General features: G+C 43.7%; 18 protein-coding genes, 1 riboswitch and 1 other annotated feature. Of the genes, 5 read left to right on the top strand and 13 right to left on the bottom strand.

Features of this window, described 5'->3' with window-relative positions:
- Positions 1 to 61: 61 nt before the first annotated feature.
- Complete coding sequence (gene thyX / locus B3F51_RS09965; RefSeq protein ID WP_228882642.1) at positions 62 to 832, bottom strand: FAD-dependent thymidylate synthase; 771 nt, start codon at positions 830 to 832, stop codon at positions 62 to 64.
- A gap of 235 nt (positions 833 to 1,067) precedes the next feature.
- Between thyX and B3F51_RS09960 the strand changes: the two genes are divergently transcribed.
- Positions 1,068 to 1,601, top strand: coding sequence for a M48 family metallopeptidase (locus B3F51_RS09960; RefSeq protein ID WP_070372488.1), 534 nt, complete (start codon positions 1,068 to 1,070; stop codon positions 1,599 to 1,601).
- Positions 1,602 to 1,655: 54 nt separating this feature from the next.
- Here the strand turns inward: B3F51_RS09960 and B3F51_RS09955 are convergent, their stop codons facing one another.
- The 6 genes from B3F51_RS09955 to B3F51_RS09930 form a co-directional block, all read right to left on the bottom strand.
- On the bottom strand, positions 1,656 to 2,879 hold the full coding sequence (locus B3F51_RS09955) for an L-lactate MFS transporter (protein ID WP_286946847.1): 1,224 nt from the start codon (positions 2,877 to 2,879) through the stop codon (positions 1,656 to 1,658).
- Between the two features lie 21 nt (positions 2,880 to 2,900).
- Positions 2,901 to 3,554, bottom strand: coding sequence for a 3-oxoacid CoA-transferase subunit B (locus B3F51_RS09950; protein WP_263992683.1), 654 nt, complete (start codon positions 3,552 to 3,554; stop codon positions 2,901 to 2,903).
- A gap of 11 nt (positions 3,555 to 3,565) precedes the next feature.
- Complete coding sequence (locus B3F51_RS09945) at positions 3,566 to 4,276, bottom strand: CoA transferase subunit A (protein ID WP_286946846.1); 711 nt, start codon at positions 4,274 to 4,276, stop codon at positions 3,566 to 3,568.
- Positions 4,277 to 4,766: 490 nt separating this feature from the next.
- On the bottom strand, positions 4,767 to 5,486 hold the full coding sequence (locus tag B3F51_RS09940; RefSeq protein WP_286946844.1) for a hypothetical protein: 720 nt from the start codon (positions 5,484 to 5,486) through the stop codon (positions 4,767 to 4,769).
- Between the two features lie 4 nt (positions 5,487 to 5,490).
- Complete coding sequence (locus tag B3F51_RS09935) at positions 5,491 to 6,786, bottom strand: hypothetical protein (protein ID WP_286946842.1); 1,296 nt, start codon at positions 6,784 to 6,786, stop codon at positions 5,491 to 5,493.
- A gap of 2 nt (positions 6,787 to 6,788) precedes the next feature.
- Positions 6,789 to 7,091 carry a hypothetical protein gene (locus B3F51_RS09930; RefSeq protein WP_263992688.1) on the bottom strand — a complete coding sequence of 101 codons (303 nt, stop codon included), beginning with the start codon at positions 7,089 to 7,091 and terminating at the stop codon, positions 6,789 to 6,791.
- Between the two features lie 368 nt (positions 7,092 to 7,459).
- Positions 7,460 to 7,552, top strand: a riboswitch (THF riboswitch).
- Positions 7,553 to 7,690: 138 nt separating this feature from the next.
- Here B3F51_RS09930 and folE point away from each other — a divergent pair.
- Genes folE through folK form a run of 4 tightly spaced genes read left to right on the top strand, consistent with a single transcriptional unit; the run spans position 7,691 to position 10,379 of the window.
- Positions 7,691 to 8,248, top strand: a complete 558-nt coding sequence (gene folE / locus B3F51_RS09925; protein WP_175440967.1) for a GTP cyclohydrolase I FolE — start codon at positions 7,691 to 7,693, stop codon at positions 8,246 to 8,248.
- Between the two features lie 10 nt (positions 8,249 to 8,258).
- Complete coding sequence (locus B3F51_RS09920; RefSeq protein ID WP_070372480.1) at positions 8,259 to 8,741, top strand: HD domain-containing protein; 483 nt, start codon at positions 8,259 to 8,261, stop codon at positions 8,739 to 8,741.
- A gap of 10 nt (positions 8,742 to 8,751) precedes the next feature.
- The gene (gene folP / locus B3F51_RS09915) at positions 8,752 to 9,579 is read left to right on the top strand and encodes a dihydropteroate synthase (protein ID WP_070372479.1); all 828 of its coding nucleotides are present in this window, start codon (positions 8,752 to 8,754) and stop codon (positions 9,577 to 9,579) included.
- On the top strand, positions 9,561 to 10,379 hold the full coding sequence (gene folK, locus B3F51_RS09910) for a 2-amino-4-hydroxy-6-hydroxymethyldihydropteridine diphosphokinase (RefSeq protein WP_286946839.1): 819 nt from the start codon (positions 9,561 to 9,563) through the stop codon (positions 10,377 to 10,379). The genes folP and folK overlap by 19 nt, the downstream gene beginning before the upstream one ends.
- Before the next feature lie 60 nt (positions 10,380 to 10,439).
- On the opposite strand, the gene B3F51_RS09905 is transcribed toward folK, so the two are convergent.
- The 6 genes from B3F51_RS09905 to rplK all read right to left on the bottom strand — a co-directional run bounded on the left by B3F51_RS09905 (position 10,440) and on the right by rplK (position 14,919).
- On the bottom strand, positions 10,440 to 11,018 hold the full coding sequence (locus tag B3F51_RS09905; RefSeq protein WP_228882630.1) for a hypothetical protein: 579 nt from the start codon (positions 11,016 to 11,018) through the stop codon (positions 10,440 to 10,442).
- Between the two features lie 19 nt (positions 11,019 to 11,037).
- Positions 11,038 to 12,489: a proline--tRNA ligase gene (gene proS, locus B3F51_RS09900; RefSeq protein WP_286946836.1), complete on the bottom strand. Its 1,452-nt coding sequence runs from the start codon at positions 12,487 to 12,489 to the stop codon at positions 11,038 to 11,040.
- Between the two features lie 80 nt (positions 12,490 to 12,569).
- Entirely contained in the window at positions 12,570 to 12,953 is a 384-nt protein-coding gene (gene rplL, locus B3F51_RS09895) for a 50S ribosomal protein L7/L12 (RefSeq protein WP_228882626.1), read from the bottom strand.
- Between the two features lie 47 nt (positions 12,954 to 13,000).
- Positions 13,001 to 13,522: a 50S ribosomal protein L10 gene (gene rplJ, locus B3F51_RS09890; protein WP_286946834.1), complete on the bottom strand. Its 522-nt coding sequence runs from the start codon at positions 13,520 to 13,522 to the stop codon at positions 13,001 to 13,003.
- A 24-nt stretch (positions 13,523 to 13,546) separates the two neighbouring features.
- Positions 13,547 to 13,667: a sequence feature (ribosomal protein L10 leader region), on the bottom strand.
- Positions 13,668 to 13,742: 75 nt separating this feature from the next.
- The gene (gene rplA, locus B3F51_RS09885; protein WP_070372473.1) at positions 13,743 to 14,432 is read right to left on the bottom strand and encodes a 50S ribosomal protein L1; all 690 of its coding nucleotides are present in this window, start codon (positions 14,430 to 14,432) and stop codon (positions 13,743 to 13,745) included.
- Positions 14,433 to 14,493: 61 nt separating this feature from the next.
- Complete coding sequence (gene rplK, locus B3F51_RS09880) at positions 14,494 to 14,919, bottom strand: 50S ribosomal protein L11 (protein ID WP_070372472.1); 426 nt, start codon at positions 14,917 to 14,919, stop codon at positions 14,494 to 14,496.
- Between the last annotated feature and the right edge of the window lie 4 nt (positions 14,920 to 14,923).

The following is a 14,923-nucleotide window of genomic DNA, read 5'->3' as shown; positions in this document are numbered from 1 at the left end:
CCTTTTCACGACCTTTTCAATTTTTAGTTTATTTTTATTGGACAAGACGTATATCGATGTCCTAAATGTGTTTGAATTTTTCTCTGACCTCAACGATTTGGCCACACGTCATACTGCCTTCTGGGCAGGGGCCTTCGACACAGCGGGGTCCGCCATTTTTAAAGAGTAAGGGGGCCACTTTTTTACATTCTTTAAGCATTTGGGTAGCCAGTTCCCGAATTTCCCATTGGGCCCGATTGCAACAACGCTGATTAAAGAAATGCAGCAGTTCCCGGGTATTCATGGTGGTCACAATTTTCGTTTCACAGGCATTGGGCAAAACAAATCGGGCATCTTCGATTCCCTGTTTTTCGGCCGCCATCGCAGCCTGTTTTTCTGAAAGCCCTGCTGCCATCAACTCTATTGTGTATTTTTCAATAAGTCTTTGGGCCAGTGAGTCGTAGGTCTTCTGAGCATTTTCCATTCCTTCCACAAAGATCTTTTCGCCATCCGGCAGAGCTTTAATTTCCGGAGGAATCACATAACTAAACTGACCTTCAGCTACATAGCGTTGCGATTTCTGACTGAAGCTGGCCATCCGATGGCGCACCAGCTGATGGGTTAAGGCCCGGCTAACCCCTTCAATGGCAAAGGTAAAGCTGGCATGTTCGATGGGCGATGCGTGGCCCATGTCCATCAAACGGGTTAAGAAGCGCTCCACATTATCATCGGTCAAGTCATCCATGATCTCACCGGCACCGGCTTTGGAATAACATAGTTTGGCCGCTGCCGCCACTAATTTCTCAGGATCCGGGGTGTGTTGAATCAATGTTACACTTAATCTTGTCTCCATAAGATTCTCCTTTCATTTAAAAACACTTCTGATTATTTTCAACATGTTTGGGAACGATAATATCTCATTATAACATTTTTCCAGTGAAAGTACAGTTCATAAACGGCATCTTAAAAATTTGCAAGTTAATCACCAATTCTTTCCCTATGGTGACAACTATTTCTATTCAGGTTTGGCTTCTTCTTGGATATAATTGTCAAAATGAATTGTTCAACCAGAAGATGGAGGTACCCCTATGTTTGGCAATCTTGATACCGTCCCTGAATTATTAAAAAACTATCAGTACAAAACTGGTGAAAAACATAAATTTCTGGGTGATTATTATCGCCTGATGATTGAAGAATCCCCCACCACCGGAGTGGTGATCAACAACTATAACATGGTTCTTAATGTCCAGGATGTTTCGTCCCTTTCCCATAAAGAATTTGTTCTGGATATGTGGTACCGGGAGCAGGCCCGGGAAATTTTTGTCGAGGCCATGGCCGCTGCCATCATCAAAGCGGCGCCCTATCAAATCCGTTTTCCCGACCTGAAAATCTATCGGCTGGACAACCGCTGGGGCGCCTGTTCACCCAAAAGTCAGCGGGTGATCCTGAATCTGGAGCTGATTAAGACCCCCAAGGAATGTATTGAATACATTGCTCTCCACGAGATGCTTCACTTCCGTTTTCCCAATCATAATCTTTCCTTCTACGGGGCCCTAGGCACACTGATGTCGGACTGGAAAGAACGGGAAGACATGCTCAACCGCAAATATCGCTTAACTTAAACCAAAACAAGATCTGTCTCGTGCGACAGATCTTGTTTTTTTACCTTTTAATTTTTAGTGCTCCGTTGCCAGCATCATTTTGTGTTTGGCATTCATCCGTTTAGCAATCAATACCAGAATAATCGCCGCGATGTTAATGCCCAGGGTGATGATAAAGGCCAGGTTATAACTGCCACCGCTTTTTTCTACAGCGTAGGCCGCAATTTGCGGTCCAATAAAGGCCCCGATTGATAGGCCGGTCATGACCACCCCATAGTTCATACTCAAGTTTTTGATCCCAAAGTTATCAGCGGTAATCGACGGGAATAATCCGAAGACACCGCCATAGCTGGCTGCTATCAAACAGATCCCTACCATAAAAAGCGGTAAGTCTTTGGTAAAATACAAGGCCACCAAACCGGTACCACTTAAAGCAAACATACACATCAGGGTATTGTAGCGTCCAATTTTGTCCGAAATGGTTCCCCAGACAACCCGTCCGGTGGCATTAGCCAAGCCGATAAAACCAACCGCAAAAGCCGCCTGTTCGGGCGATAAGCCAACCATCACCTGACCAATCGGTGACGCCTGACTGATAATCATTAATCCCGAGATACAGCCCAGCACCATTAATCCCCAAATCACATAAAAGTCAACAGTTTTTAACATCTCCCGGGTGGTGACATCACCACTACTCTGATTTGCTGCCGCAGTGGTCGCCTTGTTATCAACCGCCGATGCTGGCGGAGCCGCAATAAAGATCCCCAACACCAGAATCACTCCGGCAAAGATCAATCCCAAAGTCTGGAAGGCCCCCAATACGCCTTGGGCAGCAATAAACTGTACCGCCACCGGAGCAAAAATCAGCGAACCGGCACCAAAACCGCCAGCTGTCAGGCCCCCAGCCAATCCCTTGTGTTCGGGAAACCATTTAACGGTATTGGAAACGGTAATGGAGTAGATCAGTCCAATTCCCGATCCGGCAATTAAGCCATAGGTAATATAGATCTGATAAACGGTGGTGATCATTCCGCTTAAGTAAAGGCCCAAACCGAACAGCACCCCACCTAACAAGACGACCACCCGAACACCGAAACGTTTTACCAGCGGCCCGGCAAAAATCATCGCAATCGGCAAGACAAATAAGTTGATGGTAAAGGCCATTGATGCCTGGGAGGGCGTCCAGCCAAAATCGACCTGTAACGGTTTTGAGAAAACACTCCAGGCGTAGGCAAAGCCGATGCACAAGTTAATCACAATGCTGACAGCCAGGATCAACCATTTTTTATTGTTATTCATATTCTTTCCTCTTCAATCTTTCTAAGTAATTTCGATATGTTCCCATTCGATGATGTTTAAAATTGTCCCTTCGGTGAGTTGCTCAATCTCAGCCGCAGTAACCCCTGGTGCCAGTTCTTCCAGATACAAACCGTCTTCCGCTACCCGAAACACTGCCTTATCGGTGATGATCATATCCACCACCCCAGCGGCGGTTAAGGGCAGGGTGCATTTTTTCCTGATTTTCGGGTTGCCGTGCTTGTCGGTATGGGTCATCGCCACAATCACGCGCTTGCAACCATACAGCAAATCCATGGCGCCACCCATTCCCGTTAACAGCTTCCCGGGAATTTTCCAGCTGGCGATATTACCCGTTTCATCAACTTCCAGAGCTCCGACCACCGTCATATCAATATGTCCACCCCGAATCATCGCAAACGAGGTGGCCACATCAAAGACAGCGCCACCAGGCAGCATGGTAATCGGCTCGGCACCAGCATTGGCAATATCCGGATTGCTTTCGCCCCGTTTTGGTTTGGGCCCAAACATCAGGCCGCCATTTTCAGTCTGGAGAAACACCCGGGTTCCTTCCGGAATATAATTGGCCGATTCCGTCGGAATGCCGATTCCCAAATTGACATACATTCCGTCTTTAAATTCTTTAGCGATTCTTCTGGCTATATAATTTCTAGGCATCTTGGAACCTCCTATAATTTATTTGTGGCAATCCACATTTTTTCATAAATCGTCTTACGTGCTTCATAACGATGTCCTTTAACAATATAATCCACAAAGATTCCCGGTGTCCCAATTTGTTCACAGGCAATCTCGCCAATCTCGACAATCTCATCCACCTCAGCAATGACAATGTCGGCAGCCGTGGCCATAATCGGATTCGTATTACTCATTCCCTGATATTGCAAATTTCCCAAAGGGTCAGCCCGATAGGCTTTAATTATCGCCACATCAGCCCGGATCGGCTTAAATAACAGGTAAGGTTTTCCATCGACGGTAATTTTTTGTGCCATCGCTTCAACCTCTGTTCCCATCCCCACCGGTGTGACAACAGCACCCAATCCGGCACCACCAGCCCGAACCCGTTCCACAAAAGTGCCCATCGGGCTTAACTCCAGCTCGACTTCTTCCCCCACAATCTGTTTGATCAAATTGGGATCAGTGCCCACATGTGATGTCACGTATTTGATAATCTGATGATTCACAACCAATTTGCCGACATCCACACCGCCACCCCGATACCCTGCGCCAATACTGATGACGGTCAGGTCCTTAACGCCAGCTGCTGCTATTTCATCGATCATTTTTAGTGGAACAGCAGCCCCTAAAAATCCTCCGATCATAACAGAAGATTGATCAACAATTTTTTTTACGGCTTCTGCTGTCGTAATTTGCACTGCCATTTCAATGACCTCCTTTGTACGTGATAATTACCCAAATCATTTAAGATGGTTCCTCAATTTAACACGAAACCGCTCAATTGAAACGAGAATTTTTTGACTGATAAATGGAATTTTTCATACTATTTCTCTAGGGTTAAATCCAATATATTTTAAGCGTGTCTTTGAGATATTAATGTTACCCTTATATTCGTATTTGGAGTGTCTTTAATCCACTTCAAGAACTATCTTATAAGTAAGCATTCGCTGAATAATATCTGTTCATTAAGACTTATTAAGTATTTTAAAGATTTAGTTCGATTATTTAAAATTTTATGATTTTTTTACAATTTATATAACGATATTTTACTCATGTATGTCTTATTTAGTCAAAAAAAAGAAGAAGACTGGATAAAATAGCGATGCTATCTTTTCCAGCCTTCTTTTGGGAAACTCTTTATTTTCACTTATTAAAGTCAACATTAATCACATCAATTGACTGATCCGTTACCGATCATACATGCATTTTCTTTTTTAGCATTCTCCGGGTTTTTTCCGGAATCCGATGATAAATCGTCTGGAGCAGGCCAATGATGCAAAGGCCCGAGACCGCTACAATCAATGACCAGGTTAATTGGACTTCCCCCAGTACATTTAAGCTGACAATTCCATCAATGCCGATTGCCAGTACAATCACAAAAAGAATCAGGTTGGTGGGAATAAAAATGAACTGACTTTTATGCCGGGTGTGTTTCAGAATAAAGCGAAACAGGCTGACATCCAGATAAAGCAGGGTGGCAATCGGAAAGGCATAACTTAAAAACCAGTTGGTTTGGCTTCCACCAATCATATAAACAAACAGGCAGGTAATCACCACGGTAATATAGGCTCCCAGAAAATTATAGTTCGGTTTGAGGTAACCCATGGCAAAAAAGACAATGGCAAAAATGCTGAGATCCGCCAGGGCGATATATTTCAGCAAAACATGATTCCAGGGATAAACCAGATAGATGACGCCAATAATCACCATAATGCTGGCCGCAATAATCGTAATCGAAAAAAACGCCTGATTCTTTTTTCCCAGATGATCTTCTTCATAGGTATTGATCGCCTGAGGATATTTACTGTCCTGAGGATAGTTCTCTTCATTGACGTCCGGGATGGGGAAGTCGCAGAGCGGACAGTTTTTTACATCAGCTTCAACCTCAACACCACATTTTGGACAATAAGCCATTTTCTCACCTCTTATTCGTTTCTATTTTTACCGGAATCCCCAGCTGTCTGATTTTTCCAAAAAAGATCTTTTCAATGACCGTTTCTCCAGTGGTTTTGCCAAAACACAGGGCCAGCCGGTTCTCATAACTGACCGTTACCATCTTTAAGCGACTTTCAGCGCTGGGGGATGGGAACACTTCAAAACTCTTCACATAAGGACGCAGCTCTTCCGGAACCGTGACCACCCCCAAATTGGATAAACCACTGGTATAGCCCCGCTCGCCATAACGTTTATAGACAAGAGGCATCAGCAGCTTTTTTACCCACAGGGGAATGATCCGAAGAAAGATCAGTTGTTCATTGCGTACATTACGGGAAATATAGCGGTTAATATGCTTCCGATTCATATATAAACCCATATAGCCTTTGATCTGCTCAATAATCTCCGCCCGGGTATAATAGCCCAGGGCCAGATCAATCTCCGGATTAAGACTGATAAAGAAATTTCGCAGTGTAATCGAAGGAAACATCTTTCGCAAATCGACCGGTACATTGATGGCAATCCGTTGGCGCCGCTTTTTTTTCTCACTGATTGGCAGCTCCATAATATACTCCTGGATACTTTCAAAGTAAAGAGCCAAAATGAACTGGGTCAGGGTACAGCCATGCCGCTTAGCCAGGGCCAATAAAGGTGCCACCGGCACAAAGCCCGTCAACAACAAATACTCCCCCTTATCCAGCAGTTCAAAGGGAAAATGAAAGACCTTTTTACTGCCGGGGGGAGGCGGTACGTTTTCTTCATAATAGACCTTAAAGGAGTCTTCAAACTCTCCCGGATCCACGTCCGAGTGGATATCCATGGCTTTACCCAGATCTTTTGGGACAATCTCCTTTAGCAACTTAAAATACTCGATGATCAGCGTTTGCAGAAAAGCCAATCCACCGCTACCATCACAAATGCTGTGATTAAATTCGACATGGAGGTATTTTTTATAATAGAGCACCCGAAAGGGAAAGGTCTTGCCCTGCCGCTGTCGCATTGTTTTACAGGGATAATAGGTTTCTTCCTCTACCTTTGGTATCGCCTCGGTGTGTTCATAGTAATACCAGAAAAAACCACGTTTTAACGTCACCTGAAAATAGGGAAACCGGTGAATAATCTGTTCCAGTGCATTTTGTAACGTCACTGGTTGGATTTCTTCTGATAACTCCACGGTCATCCGGTATACGGTGGTGATCCGTGATGAGGCAATGGCCGTGTAGAGGACACCCGCGTTATCCAGGGAATAGAAACTCTTCTTGTGATTCTTCTCTTCCATGGTCAACCTCCGCCTCGAAGAAAGTTCTTTCGAAAGCTGCGCAAAAAGTCGTCAAACTGATCCTTTTCCACCACCAGGGTAACATCCACTGCCACCAGTGAACAGACCCCAATACTTTCCTGTCGCTCTGGCGACAAGGTTACCTGCCAGCCCGCACCGGCATAGCAATCTTCCCCAATTGTTTCGGCTTTCTTTCTCAGATAACGGTCAAATTCCCATTTGGGAATCCCCCGCATGTATAACGTTTTTTTGATAACTTGATCGCCACTTGGCACGTTGGCTGTTAGTATATCTGATTCGGTCATCGTTCCACTCATTTCTAACTATATTTCAATTTTCTGATTATTTGGCAGAGTTATTTTACCATATCCGGCTTAAGTAAACGATGTAATTCTTAATTATCACCGCTTTCTGTTATCAACTTTCGCAAATATATTTCATCTTTCAGTGACCGACAAGTAAAAATATTGCCAATCGATTACATCAACTGAGCGACTTTGTTAAAAAAATGGTTAAATTTTTTCTCTTTACTTTTTTTGTTGATTTCACCAACTTTTTTTTGATTTTTTTATCCGCAAATTTCCAGCCAATCGATACTTAGAACGTTTAAGAATACGTTATATTACCCTTGTAACCTGCCCCGTCCCATGTTAAAATACACCCAATTAAATATAACAGAGTAGACAAGATGCGTAAAGTGTTAGAGGATGGGAAGTTGCCTTTAAACGAAATGAACTCATTGCGATATCTTGTTGCTTCCGCTGGACCCCTTAACAACCAATTAAGGGTTGCGGAAGCATTGCTTAAAACATTTTGTTTTATTTAAGTAATGCTTTTTTTATTTGGTTTTAGTAAAAACCATTCCGGATCAAATTGAAGTTGATTCGGCGATAGGAGAAAAATGATTGATCAAAAGAAAATCCAAGAAGCTGTCACAATGATTTTAGAAGCCATCGGCGAAGACCCCACCCGGGAAGGCCTGGTTGAAACCCCTGCCCGGGTTGCCCGGATGTATGCAGAAATTTTTTCAGGTCTGGGCCATACTGCCGAAGTTCACCTGGCCAAAACCTTTGCCGTAAAATCAGATGATATTGTCATTGAACGGGACATTCCCTTTTATTCGATGTGCGAGCATCACCTGTTACCCTTTTACGGTAAGGTTCACATTGCCTATATTCCCAATGGTCGGGTTGCCGGACTGTCTAAACTGGTTCGAACAGTTGATGTTTATGCCAAAAAACCACAGCTTCAGGAAGTATTAACCACCGAAATTGGTGAAGCCGTTATGGAATACCTGCAAGCCCGCGGCGTCATGGTTATCGTTGAAGCCGAACATCTCTGCATGAATATGCGCGGCGTCAAACGTCCCGGCACCCGTACCGTTACTGCGATGCAAGCCGGTATATTTGAGCATAACAAGGAGCTCAAAGACGAAGTCCATAAACTTTTAAGCATCAAATAGGACGTGGTTAATGGATCAGTTAAAAAATACCAACACCCTTTTTCACATGAATGATTATCAGAATTATCTAAAAAAAATAGAAACCTGTGAGGTCAATCGACCGTTTTGTCGTCATGACATCGACCATTTTTTATCAGTCGCCCGCATTGCCAGTATCAAAACCATGGAAGCCGGACTAAACTTCTCCCGGGATCTGATTTATACCACCGCATTGCTCCACGACATTGGTCGTTTTGTTCAATATCAGGACAAAACACCCCATGAAATCGCCTCTCACCAGTTGGCAATTCCCCTGCTGAAAACCCTTGATTATACTGACGATCAGAATAATCTAATCCTCGAGGCAATCCTTAATCATCGTAATCCAAAAGCCCAGGGATTCAGTAAACTAGTTTATCAAAGCGACAAATTATCCCGGGCCTGTTTTTGCTGCCCGGTTGAAACCGAATGTGATTGGTCACGTGAAAAGAAAAACCTGACCATTGTTTATTAAAGGAGTATTCATGCGAATTGGCAATAAAAATTTTGACTTAAGCAATCAGGTCCTCATTATGGGGATCTTAAACGTTACCCCCGATTCATTTTCTGACGGCGGCAAATTCAATAACCTGGATGCCAGCCTGAGGCAGGTAGAAAAAATGATCCTCGATGGTGCTGATATTATTGATCTTGGCGGCGAATCGACCCGTCCCGGTCATACTAAAATCAGTGATGCCGAAGAAATCGAGCGCGTCGTTCCAATGATCGAAGCAATCAACCAGCGCTTTGACATTCCCATTTCCATTGATACCTACAAGGGGCCTGTTGGGGCAGCGGCCTTAGCGGCTGGTGCCGACATGGTCAATGATATCTGGGGCTTTAAATATGATCCGACCCTGGCCGACATTACCGCCCAATACCAGGTTCCCTGCGTCCTGATGCATAACCGCACTAATCAGAATTATCACAACCTGATGACCGATATTAATAGCGATCTTCAGGAATCCATTAATATCGCCTTAAGCGCCGGTATTTCCAGGGATGCCATCATCCTTGACCCCGGCATTGGCTTTGCCAAGGATTACGCCCAGAATATGGAAACAATGCACCATCTGGAAGACCTGCAAACTCTCGGCTACCCGGTTCTTTTGGGTACCTCCCGAAAAGGCTTTATCGGCCTGACCCTGGATCTGCCGGTAACCGAACGGGTGGAGGGCACTGTGGCCACCACGGTTATCGGGATTATGAAAGGCGCCTCGATTATTCGGGTTCATGATGTCCTGGAAAATAAACGGGCGGCACAAATGACCGCCAGTATTCTGAAAGGAGCACCATGGACAAACTCTATATAAAAGACTTTGAGGTCTTTGCCTATCACGGGGTTTTCCCCGAAGAAAAAACCCTGGGCCAGAAATTTCTGATTTCTGTGACTCTATCTCTGGATATGCAGGAAGCAGCCCTTACCGGCGATTTGACAAAATCCGTTCATTATGGCGAACTCTGTCATGCCCTGGAGATCGAATTTAAAAAAGAAAGCTACGACCTGATTGAAACCGCTGGCGAAATGCTGGCGACCTATGTTTTAAAACACTACCCGATGGTTAAACATGTCAGCCTTACCATTAAAAAGCCTTGGGCCCCGATCCTTAAATCGATGGATACCGTCGCCATTGAAATAAACCGCGGTTGGCACCAGGCCTTTATCGGACTGGGCACCAATATGGGCGACCGCAATCTAAATCTAACCGAAGCCATTACTGCCATAAAAAGTACCCCTGGCATTGAAGGACTGATCCAATCCACAATTATCGAAACCGAGCCCTGGGGCTTCACCGACCAGGATGCTTTTCTCAACTGTGTGTTGAAAATTAGAACCACCCTGCCGCCTCCTGTCCTGATGAACCGGCTGCTTGAGATCGAGCTGGAACTTAAACGGGAACGTACGATCCACTGGGGCCCCCGGACTATTGATCTGGATATTTTATTTTACGATAATCTGATCAGTGATGATCCCCATGTGATTCTCCCCCATCCCCGGATTCAGGAACGGACTTTTGTAATGGAATCAATGGCTGAAATTGCGCCGTACTTCGTCCATCCCTTGCTCAATATACGAATGATCGAATTGTTTAACAATTTAAAAAATGCATAAAAAAAGAGGCCATCTAAGGATAACTTAGGGCCTCTTTATACGTTTTATCGATTTAATTGATTAGCCAAAATAAATTGCGTAGGCTGTTCGACTCGGGGTGGTCAGCCCCATCTCAGTGACTGTAACACCAATTTGGTCTTCGACATTTTCAAATAAATCAAATATTTTTTTACCTGATTCCAGACGAAATCCATCTTCACCCGGATAGATACAATCCGTTATCGACACACCATAGCGATTCCTAACATCACGTATCAGCGCTTCTCTGGCAAATTCGCAGGCGAAATTGCAGAGCTCCATGATAATGTACTGATCCAGAACGTTCTCCCGGGAAAGACAATAATTCTCAATTTCCCGACCAGCCGTGACAATATTCGGAAAAACATAGGTAGACTTGGCAATTTTTTCCACTCCAGCTTCACTGACAAATTCAACGCCATCCAGGGTGAAGTGCGTAGCATCAATGATTTTCGCTTCGGATACCCGATAGAGCACCTTTGGCTTCGGAATATTTCTTGCTGACTCAAGAATTCGCTCAATGGGCAGGGCCCGTCTTGATCCTTTTTTCATCCGGATATGTTCATAAAATTCGCCTTCATTCAAGAAAAATCCCAGGTTGGTCATTGCAATGCTGCTCATTTTCACACACTCATGCTTCCTAATAAGCTCGGGCGAAGTAGGCCATTTTTTGTGCCGGCTTACCACAACAGACACATTTGCCTGCGTACAACACTTCCTGTTCATCTTCAAATGGGATACAACGGATCGATGCGCCAGTTTCTTCTTTTATCTGATCTTCACAGCTCCGCTCACCACACCACATCGCTTTTACAAACCCCGGATTTTCTGATAAATTCTTTTTGAACTCATCAATGTTTTCCGCTGTGGAGGTTTTTTCTTCCCGCATTTTCAGCGCTTTATTAAACAGGTTAGCCTGAATTTCGACCAACAAGTCCGCCACAGCCTGGCTGACATTATCCAAACTGACCTGAATTTTTTCACCCGTATCCCGTCGGGCCAGTACACATTGACCATTTTCAATGTCCCGAGGACCAATTTCCAGACGGATTGGCACACCCTTCATTTCCCACTGGTTAAACTTCCAGCCAGGGGAATAGCCATCAAGATCATCAACCTTAACTCTGAAATCTTTCCCAAGGGCTTTGCTGATTTCCCAGGCTTTATCCAACACCCCTTCTTTATGTTGAGCCACCGGAATGACCACCACCTGAATCGGGGCAATTTTCGGAGGCAGAACCAGACCATTATCATCACCATGAACCATGATAATCCCACCGATTAAGCGTGTCGATACCCCCCAGGAAGTATGGAAAGGAAAGGACTGCTCATTATTGCGATCCAGGTAGGTAATTTCAAAGGCCTTGGTAAAATGCTGGCCAAGATTATGAGAAGTCCCTGATTGCAGGGCCTGACCATCGTGCATCAATGCTTCCATGGTATAGGTGGCATCGGCACCGGCAAATTTTTCTTTATCACTTTTTCGACCAACGACCATCGGCATGGCCAGGTGGCTTTCGGCGATTTCCCGGTAGATCCCCAGCATTTGCATGGTTTCTTCCTGAGCTTCTTCCGGAGTTTCATGGAGGGTATGGCCCTCCTGCCATAAAAACTCAGAGGTTCTAAGGAACGGTCGGGTGGTTTTTTCCCACCGCACGACTGAACACCATTGATTATATAAATAAGGCAGCTGGCGATAAGAATTAAGCCACTTGGAGTACATACTGCAGATAATCGTTTCTGATGTGGGGCGCACTGCCAGTTTTTCTGCCAGTTCTTTACCACCACCATGGGTAACCCAGGCAACCTCCGGCGCAAATCCTTCGACATGCTCCGCTTCTTTTGTTAGCAGGCTTTCTGGAATCAAAAGCGGAAAATACATGTTCTCATGACCGGTTTCTTTAAAGCGTTTATCGTAAGCACCCTGGATCAGCTCCCAAATCGCATAACCATAGGGTCGAATCACCATAAATCCTTTTACCGGAGAATAGTCCACCAATTCAGTTTTAGAGATAACATCGGTATACCATTGGGGGAAGTCTACCGCCATGGGGGTGATTTCTTTCACTTGATTTGTCTGTTTTTTTCCCATTGTTCTTCTTTCTCAGACTTCGTCTGTTAAACAAAAAAATCACCTGCGCAAGCAAGTGATTTTTAGTGGTTATCGAGTAATTATTTTACTTCGACGCTTCCGCCAACTTCTTCAATTTTAGCTTTAATATCATCAGCTTCTTCTTTTGTAGCGCCTTCTTTTAATGGTTTTGGAGCTTCGTCAACTAATGCTTTTGCTTCTTTTAAGCCTAAGCCTGTTAATTCACGAACAACTTTGATAACTTTGATTTTTTGATCGCCAGCAGAAGCCAGGATTACATCAAAATCAGTTTTTTCTTCTACTTCTTCAGCAGCACCACCAGCAGCTGGAGCAGCCATCATAGCCATTGGAGCAGCAGCGCTAACGCCGAATTCTTCTTCTAATGCTTTAACCAGTTCAGATAATTCTAATACTGTTAAACCTTTTACGTCTTCAATTAATTGTGTTACTTTTTCACTTGCCATTTTATAAATCCTCCAAATATTCTTTCTTTAATTTAGTTTTTTTCGAATTATGCTTGTTTTTGTTCTGCGATCGCATTTAATGCGACAACCAATCCACGCATGTTTCCGTTAAGTACGTTAACAAAACCTGAAATTGGTGCGTTTAAGCCACCCAGAACCTGGGCAACCAGTACTTCTCGTGGTGGTAATTCGGCTAGCTCTGAGACACCTTTGACATCTAAAACCTTACCATCTACCATACCTGCTTTAATTTCTAAAGCCTTATGTTTTTTTGCAAACTCGCTGATTAGTTTTGCTGGTGCAACTGGATCTGTATCACAGAAAGCAATTGCAGTAGGTCCAACCAAAACATCAAGTAAACCTTCAAAACCGGTTTCTTTTGCAGCGAACCGCATCATTGAATTTTTATATACCTTGTAGTCGATACCTGCTGCTCTCGCCAGGGAACGTAACTCAGTTACTTCTTCAACATTCAAACCACGATAATCAACGAGAACCGCTGTTTGGGCGTTACGAAGTTTTTGAGCAATTTCCTGGACAATCACTTGTTTTTCTTCAATTTTTGGCATGTATTATCTGCACCTCCTTTATAAAATCGTATCAAAAAAGCTCACTCCACAGCGTGAAGAGAGCTTTATTATTCATAAGCGTTTATCTCTTCAACCTCGGTAGGATTTACAAACCTACTGTCTATGGATGAATGCGTCTTTTACAACGACGTTATTGTATCATTTGTCATTTTCTATGTCAAGTCGTTTCAAAGTTTATTATTTATAAAGTAATAAACTTCTAGATTTTTCCTGTATTGACTTTAACTCCAGGACTCATGGTGCTTGCCAGGGTTACACTGCGGAAGTATTGACCTTTGGCAGCAGCTGGTTTTGCTTTTTTAACAGTTTCCAATAATACCATCATGTTTTCTTTTAAAGCTTCTTCGGTAAACGATGCTTTTCCGATGATCACGTGGATGATATTGGTCTTATCCAAACGATACTCAACCTTACCGGCTTTGGTATCGGCTACAGCTTTGGCAATATCCATGGTTACCGTTCCTGATTTAGGATTTGGCATTAACCCTTTAGGTCCCAATACCCGACCTAAACGACCAACCTTACCCATCATGTCTGGAGTAGCAATCATTACATCAAAATCAAACCAGTTTTCTTTTTGAATTTTATCGATCATATCGTCTTCACCAAAGAAATCAGCGCCAGCTTCTTCAGCTTCTTTCAGTTTATCGCCTTTGGCGATAACCAGAACTTTAACTGATTTACCAGTACCATGTGGCAGAACGATTGCTCCACGAACCTGTTGATCTGCATGACGTGAGTCAACACCCAATTTAACATGCAATTCAATGGTTTCATCAAACTTTGCGGTCGCCAGTTTTTTGACTTGTGCAATTGCTGCATCAATTTCAAAAAGCTCTTGCTTGTCAAAGCTTTTTACCAAATCCTGATATTTTTTTCCTTTTTTCATCTTTGCCTCCTTGTGGTAATAGCGGTTTCCCTCCCACTTAAGGTGTTTCTACCTTCTAAAATTATTCTTCGATTGTGATACCCATGCTACGGGCAGTTCCAGCGATCATTCTCATCGCTGCTTCAACAGATGCTGCGTTTAAGTCAGGCATCTTTAATGTTGCAATTTCTCTTAATTGTTCAGTTGTAACCTTAGCTACCTTGGTTTTGTTAGGTACCCCAGATCCAGACTCAATACCAGCAACTTTCTTTAATAGAACCGCAGCTGGCGGTGTTTTTGTAATAAATGAGTAAGATCGATCCTGATAAACAGTGATTACAACAGGAATAATCATCCCTGCTTCATTTGCAGTTTTTGCGTTGAATTCTTTACAGAATCCCATAATATTAACCCCATGTTGACCTAATGCAGGACCAACTGGTGGTGCTGGTGTTGCTTTACCGGCAGGAATTTGTAATTTAATCATACCAATTACTTTTTTTGCCATGATA

Origin of the sequence: Acetobacterium sp. UBA5834 (genome assembly GCF_002435675.1) — a bacterium.
Taxonomy (GTDB): Bacteria; Bacillota; Clostridia; order Eubacteriales; family Eubacteriaceae; genus Acetobacterium; species Acetobacterium wieringae.
The sequence above is the reverse complement of the archived record's forward strand: the minus strand, read 5'-3'. Positions and strand labels throughout refer to the sequence as shown.

Excerpts from the sequence above, each read along its gene's own strand:
- thyX (WP_228882642.1), bottom strand. The coding sequence starts at position 832 with ATGGAGACAAGATTAAGTGTAACATTGATTCAACACACCCCGGATCCT.
- B3F51_RS09960 (WP_070372488.1), top strand. The coding sequence starts at position 1,068 with ATGTTTGGCAATCTTGATACCGTCCCTGAATTATTAAAAAACTATCAG.
- B3F51_RS09955 (WP_286946847.1), bottom strand. The coding sequence starts at position 2,879 with ATGAATAACAATAAAAAATGGTTGATCCTGGCTGTCAGCATTGTGATT.
- B3F51_RS09950 (WP_263992683.1), bottom strand. The coding sequence starts at position 3,554 with ATGCCTAGAAATTATATAGCCAGAAGAATCGCTAAAGAATTTAAAGAC.
- B3F51_RS09945 (WP_286946846.1), bottom strand. The coding sequence starts at position 4,276 with ATGGCAGTGCAAATTACGACAGCAGAAGCCGTAAAAAAAATTGTTGAT.
- B3F51_RS09940 (WP_286946844.1), bottom strand. The coding sequence starts at position 5,486 with ATGGCTTATTGTCCAAAATGTGGTGTTGAGGTTGAAGCTGATGTAAAA.
- B3F51_RS09935 (WP_286946842.1), bottom strand. The coding sequence starts at position 6,786 with ATGGAAGAGAAGAATCACAAGAAGAGTTTCTATTCCCTGGATAACGCG.
- B3F51_RS09930 (WP_263992688.1), bottom strand. The coding sequence starts at position 7,091 with ATGACCGAATCAGATATACTAACAGCCAACGTGCCAAGTGGCGATCAA.
- B3F51_RS09920 (WP_070372480.1), top strand. The coding sequence starts at position 8,259 with ATGGATCAGTTAAAAAATACCAACACCCTTTTTCACATGAATGATTAT.
- folP (WP_070372479.1), top strand. The coding sequence starts at position 8,752 with ATGCGAATTGGCAATAAAAATTTTGACTTAAGCAATCAGGTCCTCATT.
- folK (WP_286946839.1), top strand. The coding sequence starts at position 9,561 with ATGGACAAACTCTATATAAAAGACTTTGAGGTCTTTGCCTATCACGGG.
- B3F51_RS09905 (WP_228882630.1), bottom strand. The coding sequence starts at position 11,018 with ATGAGCAGCATTGCAATGACCAACCTGGGATTTTTCTTGAATGAAGGC.
- proS (WP_286946836.1), bottom strand. The coding sequence starts at position 12,489 with ATGGGAAAAAAACAGACAAATCAAGTGAAAGAAATCACCCCCATGGCG.
- rplL (WP_228882626.1), bottom strand. The coding sequence starts at position 12,953 with ATGGCAAGTGAAAAAGTAACACAATTAATTGAAGACGTAAAAGGTTTA.
- rplJ (WP_286946834.1), bottom strand. The coding sequence starts at position 13,522 with ATGCCAAAAATTGAAGAAAAACAAGTGATTGTCCAGGAAATTGCTCAA.
- rplA (WP_070372473.1), bottom strand. The coding sequence starts at position 14,432 with ATGAAAAAAGGAAAAAAATATCAGGATTTGGTAAAAAGCTTTGACAAG.
- rplK (WP_070372472.1), bottom strand. The coding sequence starts at position 14,919 with ATGGCAAAAAAAGTAATTGGTATGATTAAATTACAAATTCCTGCCGGT.